The organism is Crocosphaera watsonii WH 8501, from assembly GCF_000167195.1.
Classification (GTDB): domain Bacteria; phylum Cyanobacteriota; class Cyanobacteriia; order Cyanobacteriales; family Microcystaceae; genus Crocosphaera; species Crocosphaera watsonii.
Genome location: NZ_AADV02000025.1, coordinates 24,202 through 32,719, shown reverse-complemented (window position 1 = coordinate 32,719; position 8,518 = coordinate 24,202). Strand labels below are relative to the sequence as shown.

Here is an 8,518-nt window from a genome sequence, read left to right as displayed (position 1 = left end):
GTAAAAGACAGGAAAATTGTCTAGAGACTATCGAAAAAGTTTATGAACAACGACAGTCAATGTGGGAGAATAAGACCCAGAGTGTTCCTCAAAGAATTGTAAGTTTAACTCAACCGCATATTCGTCCAATAGTGAGGGGAAAAGCAGGAAAACCAATAGAGTTTGGAGCTAAACTCTCAGTAAGCTGTGTAGATAACTATGTGTTTCTAGACAAAATAAGTTGGGAAAACTTCAATGAATCTTGTCATTTAAAAGAACAAGTAGAAAAGTATAAAGAACGTTTGGCTATTATCCCGAATCCGTCCATGTAGATAAAATTTATCGAACTAGGGAAAACAGAAATTGGTGTAAGGAAAGAGGGATAAGAATCAGTGGTCCGAAGTTAGGAAGACCTCCGAAAAATGTCAGTGAAGAAGAAAAGAAACAATCCCACTCCGATGAATGCTTCCGTAATGCTATTGAGGGAAAGTTTGGACAAGCTAAACGAAGATTTAGCCTAAATCTCGTGATAACAAAACTCCCTGAAACCTCCATTACATCTATTGCTATTACATTTTTAGTTGTCAATCTTTCTAAACTTCTGAGGCAGTTTTTGTCGCTTTTTTTGTCCTTATTTACTAATAATAGAACAGGGGAACCTCTCAAACCGCCTTTCATTAATTTTGATTATACTTTAAACAATTTTTATGTACTAAAACTTATTGATTTGTCAGAAAATTCTTGGTCAAAAGTGGCATAAATTTTGGAGAAACTTTTTCAGCAAACCCTAATTACATCAGCAGCTTTCATGATGATTCAAAGATAGGGAGCGTAGCGAGGAACTTCTGACTTCTGATACCAAATCCGCTTATTAAACCTATTCTATCTATTCTATCTAAACCTAGTAGAGACGTTGCATGCAACGCCTCTACAAAAGGGGATATTAACCTCGGATTTGGTATAACTTCGTTATTGATGATGGGTAATATTAATGAGAAACTAGACATTACCCACTCTATAACTACAGCTTTTCTACCTTTTAAGGTGATTTCTGATAAAGGAGATCCCTTACGATCCCCCCTAACCCCCCTTAAAAAGGGGGGAATAATTGGAAAAGCAGGTATATTCAAGTGTGGAAATCACCTAACCAAATTGTTTTTCAATCTCAATTTCAAGATCAAACAACATTTGTAGAGACTGTAAACATTTCTGCCTGGCTTCTATATCTTGTTGGGCCCGCAGTTGTACCATCGGTTCATGTAATATTTTATTAACAATACCTCTGGTTAAAGCTTCAATCACCTCTTGGTGTTTCTCCGCAAACTCCGTTCCTAAACGGGATAAGGCTTTTTCTAGTTCTTGTTCACGAATACCCTCTACTTTCGTTCTCAAACAGCTAATAGTAGGAACAGTCTCCAAGGAACGCCACCACAACTCAAAAGCTTCCACTTCCTCTTCTAATAACCCTTCTGCCTCTAAAGCCATTTGACGACGACTCGCTTGATTTTGCGCCACCACCGCCTTTAAATCATCTACATTATAAGCTTCCACCATTTCCATATCTTGGACGTTGGTAGCCACATTTCGAGGCACAGAGATATCAAATAACATTAACCCTTGTTCAACGGATACCACTTCTTTGAGGTTATCTTGATGCAGGATAGGCTGGGTTGCTCCTGTGCTAGTAAACACCATATGAGAGTTACCCACAACCGTCATCATCTCATCCAAAGAAACCAGGGTTAACTCCGCTTGAGGGAATTTTTTGGCTAACTCCTCGGCACGACGCTGGGAACGGTTAACAATGGTGATAGAAGTCGCTCCTTTGGCCACAAGATGTTTAACCAGTAGACAAGCCATTTTGCCAGCACCGATGATACTTACCCGACGGGAAGCTAGATCATCAACTTTAGTTACAGCTAATTCTACCGCAGCCGAACTGATAGACACAGCACCAGTACCAATATTGGTTTCACTGCGAACCCTTTTTCCGGCGGTTATCGCTTGTTTAAAGAGGCGATCGAGTAATCTGCCAATACCTTTGTACTTTTGGGATAATTTATGGGTAGTTTTCACCTGGGCTAAAATTTGCCCTTCCCCTAAAACTAAACTTTCCAACCCGGCAGCCACTCTTAAGAGATGACGCACTGCGTCTTGATGAAGCAGGGTAAATAAATAGCGACGGAGATAGTTGAGGGGAATATGACCGGTTTCTGATAAAAATTGAGTAATTTCTACCACACCCTTTTCTGTGTCTGTCACCACCGCATAAATTTCTAAACGGTTACAGGTGCTAATGACAGCTACCTCCTCGATATGAGGATAACCCTTCAAATGGATTAAGGCTTCTTCGATTTTAGCCTCTTGAATACTTAATTTTTCTCGGACTTCAACTGGGGCAGTTTTGTGACTGAGGCCCACCACGGCAATGTTCATAGGTTCTCCTACAAGGGTGTCAGCTTAGGTTAATAGAAAATGAAATAAGTGCTACTGTTTCTAATCTTTGCAATTTAGATCCAAGTTGTCCCAATCACAAACACTTTGATAAAAATCTTTATAAAACTTTAAAAAAGTCAGTTAACTTTGAGGAAGTAACACTAGAGTATAGAGTTGTCTGTTGTTAATAATAGCAGTTATCAGTTACCGATTATCAGTTACCAGTTATCAGTTTTTTACTCTCCCCACACTCCCTATTTGGGTTAGTGAGCAGGATGCTCACACTCCCATCTCCCCCTGCTCCCCCTGCTCCCCCTGCTCCCCAACCTCAACTATTAGCCAGTGCCTGACGGTTACGCCACCAAGCGAGTAGGGTACTAGCAATGAAAATACTGGAATAAGAACCTGCTATGAACCCTAAAATTAAGGCTAGGGAGAAATATTTTAGGGTTTCTCCACCGAATAGGAAAATACCAATCAGAGGTAATAAAGTGGTGACGGTGGTATTAATAGAACGAGTCAAACTTTGATTAACAGAATTTTCGACAATATCGTTAATGGATAGTTCTTCAATATATTTATCAGTGTTCTCTCGAATGCGATCGTAAATGACCACAGTATCGTTAACAGAAAAGCCAATGATGGTTAATAAAGCCACTAAAAACAAACTATCCACTTCCACTCCAGCAACTAATCCTAAAACAGCAAAAAATCCTGCTGTAATTAAAACATCATGGACTAAGGCCAGGATGGCAAATAAAGCATAATCGAACTTAAAGCGAACACTAAGATAAACAATAATGCCGAAAAAAGAAACCAATAAGGCTAAAATTCCTGACTCGAATAATTCTTTACCAATGGTTGGACCTACGGTATCAATTTGAGTTGTCTCGGGGTCAAAATCACCTATTTTTTCGTTCAATTCTTGTTGTAATTGGGTTCTTTCATCTACGTCTAAATTTTTAGTACGAATAGAAAGAATTGTTCCTTCTAAGACTTGAATGGTACTGTTTCCTAACTCTTTTTCTGTGAGAATATTTCGGACTTCTCCCACATCGATCGCCTGTTCACAAGTGTCTTCAACCCCACAAGCTAGTTGTAACTGTAAACGAGTTCCACCAATAAAGTCTAAACCAGGTCTTAATGGGGCTTTAAAGGTAGTATAAGAAATGATCATAGCTATGATTCCACCCAAAATAATTAAGGCAGAAATTGACCACCATAACCGTTCCAATTTAATTATCTGTAAGCGCATTTTTTCGGTTAAATAACATCAATAATTGAACAATAATAAGAAATAGTTTTGTGTCTAAGTATTACTAACTTTGGGTAAATCAGGACAGAATAGTTCTGGTTTTTTGCGAACCGTAGGCAGTCCTAACACCGTCGCTAATAAGAAAGTTCGAGTACAAGTTAAGGCCGTAAACATACTGACTAAAACCCCGATCGCTAAGGTTAAAGCAAACCCTTTAACCAACCCAGATCCTAGACCAAACAAAGCACCACAGGCGATCACAGTGGTGACATTACTATCTAAAATACTAGAAAATGCCCGAGAAAATCCCGATTCTACCCCACTGTATAAGGGTTTGCCACTGCGTAACTCTTCACGGGTGCGTTCAAAAATCAAGACATTGGCATCCACTGCCATACCAATACTGAGGATAAACCCGGCAATACCAGGAAGGGTTAAGGTAACACCAATCAAAGAATAACAAGCTAAGGTTAAGAGAGTATAGACACCTAGAGCTAAATCAGCGATTAACCCAGGCAGCCGATAATAAACCCCCATAAAGATTAAAACTAATGCTAAACCGGCCACCGCAGCATAGATACTGCGTTGGATACTATCCCGTCCCAAAGTTGCCCCAACAGTGCGATTTTCTACTACTTCCACAGGGAAAGGTAAGGAACCACCCCGTAACTGTACGGCCAATTCGTTGGCTTCGTCTACGGTAAAATTCCCTGTAATAACGGCACTCCCTCCTGTGATACCAGTAGCAGCAAATTGAACCCCCACAACAGGCGCACTAATCAAAACATCATCTAAGAAGATACCAATACTGCGACCTGTTCCAGCAATATTTTTGGTCAATTCAGCGAACTTGTTGCCCCCTTCGTTGTCAAAATCAATAATGACTTCCCATTGGTTTCCTTGGGTGGGGCCATAACGAGCATTGTCCAAATTTTTACCTGATAAGCCGACGGACTCAAATAACTCTAAAATTATTTGGTCAGATTCTTTGATAGATTGGGTTAACTCTGCAATACGTTCTTCTTCTTCAGGGGTAGGCTCTCCCAGTCTCAGGGCGTTTAATTCTCTTTCCTTTTCCCGTCTGAGTCCAAATTCAACAGGTAGTTGTCCTTCTGTCCCTTGGCGTTGTTGCCGAAACTCTAATTGTGCTGTTCCCCCCAATACCCGTTCTGCTTGTTCGGGATCGCTAACACCGGGCAACTGTACTACAATTTTATCTTGCCCCAAGGTTTGCACCACCGGTTCGGCAACTCCTAACCCATTAACCCTATTTTCCAGAACCGTTTTCGCTGCTTCTAAGTCCTCTTGAGAGATAGTTGTAACCTCTTCGGTGGGTTGCAGTTGAATGGTTAACTGGGCCCCACCCCTCAAGTCTAAACCGAGTTGTAAGGGAATAACATTGAGAAGGGCGATCGCACCGATGGCCAAGGCAATAATAAAAGTGATCAACAAACGTCGTTCTTTCATATTCTTCGTCTATGTAAGGGGTTGGGAGGGACGGGGGGACGGGGGGACTGGGGGACGGGGGGACTGGGGGACGGGGGGACTGGGTGACGGGGGGACTGGGAGACTGGGAGACTGGGAGATGGGGAGCAAAATATTAATATTGTTTCTACACTTCCCACACTTCCCACACTTCCCACACTCCTCACACTCCTCACACTTCCGATCACTCCCCACACTCTAAATATGCAGTGTCATCAACTTATCCACTGCTTCAGCTATTTGGGGTGGCTGTACAATGGTTAATCTTTCTAACATTCCATTGTAAGGGGTGGGAATGTCTTGGGAGGATAAACGAATGACAGGAGCATCCAATTCATCGAAAAAGTTATCATTAATTAAAGCAATTAATTCGGCGGCAATACCCCCGGTTTTCATACATTCTTCAACAATGATCACTCGATGGGTTTTGCGAATAGACTCCCCAATGGTTTGTAAATCAAAGGGTTTTAGGGAAATTAAATCAATAATTTCGGGATCGTACCCTTGTGCTTCCATTTCTTTGAGGGCCTGTAAACAATGATGACGCATTCTTGAATAGGTGAGAATGGTTACATCTTTCCCTTTTCTGACTATTTCTGCCTTGTCTAAGGGGACAATATATTCGCCATCGGGAAGGTTTTCTTTGAGGTTATAGAGTAAAACGTGTTCAAAGAAAAGAACGGGGTTTTCATCACGAATGGCTGCTTTCAGTAGTCCTTTAGAATTATAGGGGGTGGAACAGGCTACAATTTTTAAGCCAGGAACCGCATGAAAATAAGCTTCTAAGCGTTGGGAATGTTCGGCCCCTAACTGTCTGCCTACTCCCCCTGGTCCACGGATCACCATGGGGATCTTAAAGTTTCCCCCAGAAGTATAGCGCAACATTCCGGCATTATTGGCGATTTGGTTAAATGCCAATAATAAAAAGCCCATATTCATCCCTTCAATGATCGGCCGTAACCCAGTCATTGCCGCACCAACTGCCATTCCCGTAAAGCTATTTTCTGCGATCGGGGTATCAAGAACTCGCAGATCTCCGTATTTTTTGGCAAGATCCTTGGTTACTTTATAGGAACCGCCATAATGTCCTACATCTTCCCCTAAGACAAATACTGTTTCGTCTCGTCCCATCTCTTCATCAATGGCCTGACGTAGCGCATTAAATAATAAAGTTTCTGCCATATATTTATACTAATTCCTTGCCTTTGTTATCCTATCATTACCTTAAACCTCATGGATCAATCCAGAGGAATGTGAGCATCTTGCTCACTAATATAAATTTCCTAATTTCTGGCCACACACTTCCGTAGGGGTCAACGGCCGTTGACCCCTACAATATAAACATCCGTAGTCTAATACGACGGATTGTTATCTTCTTGTTATAACCTAAATTATCGCCGTCTAACCCACCCTACTTTAATGAACTATTTAAACGCTTAGAATATGAGAATAATGATAGGATTAGGATAATAATATTATGCCCCTACAGTCTATAAATTATCTAGAAATTCCTCAACTGTTACCCCTGCTTAGTTTAAAATATTTTTCAAGGTTCCCACTGCAAGCGTCTTTCTTTGCAGGGGAATAACACAACCGACTTCAATTATTTTTCCCTCTTCACTTTTTAGTTGTTTTTTCAGAATTAAATGACTCCCTTTTTGTCGTATTTGCACAAATCCTAATTTTTCTAATGTTTTGACGGTTTTTTGAGTACTAACTCTAGGTAGTTTAGGCACTTAATACCTCAAATGTTGTCAATAAACGAGGGGATGTTTTAGGTAAAGGAAATTCTTCTAAATATAGTTCTGTTGCTTCTTTAAGATTACCTAATGCTTCTTCTATAGTATCTCCTTGACTTGCTGTTCCCACCTCTGGACATTCAGCAACATAAACATCCTCTTCCCAATAGATAATAGCAGTAAATCTTTTACTCGTGTTTTACCATTTTGAGGGGCGATCGCTAGGTACCAGTAGTGCAAATCTGAGATACTGATGGCATGAGCCAATCAACAGAAACCTCTCCTAAACCGACAACGGAACCTCTCAAGCTGACAGCAGAGGCTGTCAATTATCTCATCAAGATACTACCAAAGGGAACCGCTTATTGTATCGGGATCGTTTTAGTAGTGATGATGAGTGGTCGCTTGGTACAATCGAAGGGGAGTCTAGCTAGGGCTGTGTTGCCTCTGGTCTTCCACATAAAATGGGGATGGCATCGGGTAGAGCGGGCAATGGAGCGGGGAAAAGTCCCTCTGGACTTGCTCTTTGATCGTGCCGTTAGTTGGTGTCTGAGCAATTTGCCAGTGGAACCAGTGGCGTTGGGGGAAAAACAGCGAGAAGTGCTAGCTATTGATAGTTCCACTATTGCTCGGTGGCGGGCTAGACCTGGAATGGATTTGTTAGGCAAAGGCTTCCACCATCGGGCAGGTAAAGCAATAAAAGCCAACATCATTGCAGCAGTTACAACTGTAGTCTTTATTTCTGGGGTGCGAGTGGGGCTAGTGAGTCGAGTAAGATTTGGAGACAGTTGTGAAGCCGCAGTAGCAGAACTATTCAAGGATTTACCTAAGTCTAAGAATCATTGTTTATTGGTAGTAGATGCGGGAATTGCCACCCGCCAACAGTTTGCTGCGGCCAGCGACAAAGATGCTTTGTTAGGACGCTTACGCATAAATAGTAAACTGCGCTGTGCTCCACCTCCACGTCCATCCCAACCAGGGCCAGGTCGCCCCAGAAAACATGGGGAGATTCTTCATCCAGGATGGGACAGTCCAGAAATCCCCCCAGATGAGGATATTACAGCCATGCACCTTAAAGGAGAACTCCGTTTGAGACGATGGCAACAGCTACACTTTGAGGATGTTGCTGATACAGTATTGGATGTAGTCAGAATTGATCATCCTGACTATGAAAAACCTTTGTTGTTGGCAACCATTGCCCGAGAGCTAACTACTGAACAGATTTGGTTGGGGTATAAGCATCGCTTCCCCGTGGAAACTAACTTCTATGTTGCCCAGGATAGTGCGGGGATGGAAATGCCCAGAGCCTGGACTGAGAATGCTATTAAGCGTCGTATCAGTTTAGCGATGCTAGCTGGGTTTGTACTCAAAGCGATCGCCGCCATGTCTGAACCTCTATCAATTGGACCCTGGGATCGAAGACCTCAACCCACGGCTGGTAGGTTAGCCAATTATCTTGATATTCATATCCATAATTTTCTGGCACTTGCTCTGAGCGGGGTCAAACCAAGAAACTACAAAAAAATTCCAACTCCTCAGAAGAGTAAGGGTTTGCCGTTGCCAGATACGGCTTAGATTGGTAAAACACGAGTTTTATTCATTATTTCTTAATCCCCTTCAAAAT

The 8,518-nt window shown here is 41.9% G+C and carries 7 protein-coding genes and 1 pseudogene; 2 read left to right on the top strand and 6 right to left on the bottom strand.

Features of this window, described 5'->3' with window-relative positions:
* Positions 1-739, top strand: a pseudogene (locus CWATDRAFT_RS33785) (transposase); the annotation flags it as partial.
* Positions 740-1,122: 383 nt separating this feature from the next.
* Here the strand turns inward: CWATDRAFT_RS33785 and CWATDRAFT_RS15215 are convergent.
* The 6 genes from CWATDRAFT_RS15215 to CWATDRAFT_RS15185 all read right to left on the bottom strand — a co-directional run bounded on the left by CWATDRAFT_RS15215 (position 1,123) and on the right by CWATDRAFT_RS15185 (position 7,069).
* Positions 1,123-2,415 (bottom strand): glutamyl-tRNA reductase, encoded by a 1,293-nt coding sequence (locus CWATDRAFT_RS15215; RefSeq protein WP_007305843.1) that lies wholly within the window; start codon positions 2,413-2,415, stop codon positions 1,123-1,125.
* A gap of 328 nt (positions 2,416-2,743) precedes the next feature.
* A complete protein-coding gene (secF, locus tag CWATDRAFT_RS15210; RefSeq protein WP_007305842.1) occupies positions 2,744-3,670 on the bottom strand; it encodes a protein translocase subunit SecF in 927 nt (308 codons plus the stop codon).
* 54 nt (positions 3,671-3,724) lie between these two features.
* On the bottom strand, positions 3,725-5,137 hold the full coding sequence (gene secD, locus CWATDRAFT_RS15205; RefSeq protein WP_007305841.1) for a protein translocase subunit SecD: 1,413 nt from the start codon (positions 5,135-5,137) through the stop codon (positions 3,725-3,727).
* Positions 5,138-5,353: 216 nt separating this feature from the next.
* Complete coding sequence (locus CWATDRAFT_RS15195) at positions 5,354-6,337, bottom strand: alpha-ketoacid dehydrogenase subunit beta (protein ID WP_007305839.1); 984 nt, start codon at positions 6,335-6,337, stop codon at positions 5,354-5,356.
* 347 nt (positions 6,338-6,684) lie between these two features.
* Entirely contained in the window at positions 6,685-6,891 is a 207-nt protein-coding gene (locus CWATDRAFT_RS15190; RefSeq protein WP_021830341.1) for a type II toxin-antitoxin system HicA family toxin, read from the bottom strand.
* Complete coding sequence (locus CWATDRAFT_RS15185) at positions 6,884-7,069, bottom strand: type II toxin-antitoxin system HicB family antitoxin (protein WP_042711591.1); 186 nt, start codon at positions 7,067-7,069, stop codon at positions 6,884-6,886. Before CWATDRAFT_RS15185 ends, CWATDRAFT_RS15190 begins: the two co-directional genes overlap by 8 nt.
* An 83-nt stretch (positions 7,070-7,152) precedes the next feature.
* Here CWATDRAFT_RS15185 and CWATDRAFT_RS39875 point away from each other — a divergent pair, with 83 nt between their 5' ends.
* Positions 7,153-8,469, top strand: coding sequence for a hypothetical protein (locus CWATDRAFT_RS39875; protein WP_232287116.1), 1,317 nt, complete (start codon positions 7,153-7,155; stop codon positions 8,467-8,469).
* Positions 8,470-8,518: the final 49 nt, after the last annotated feature.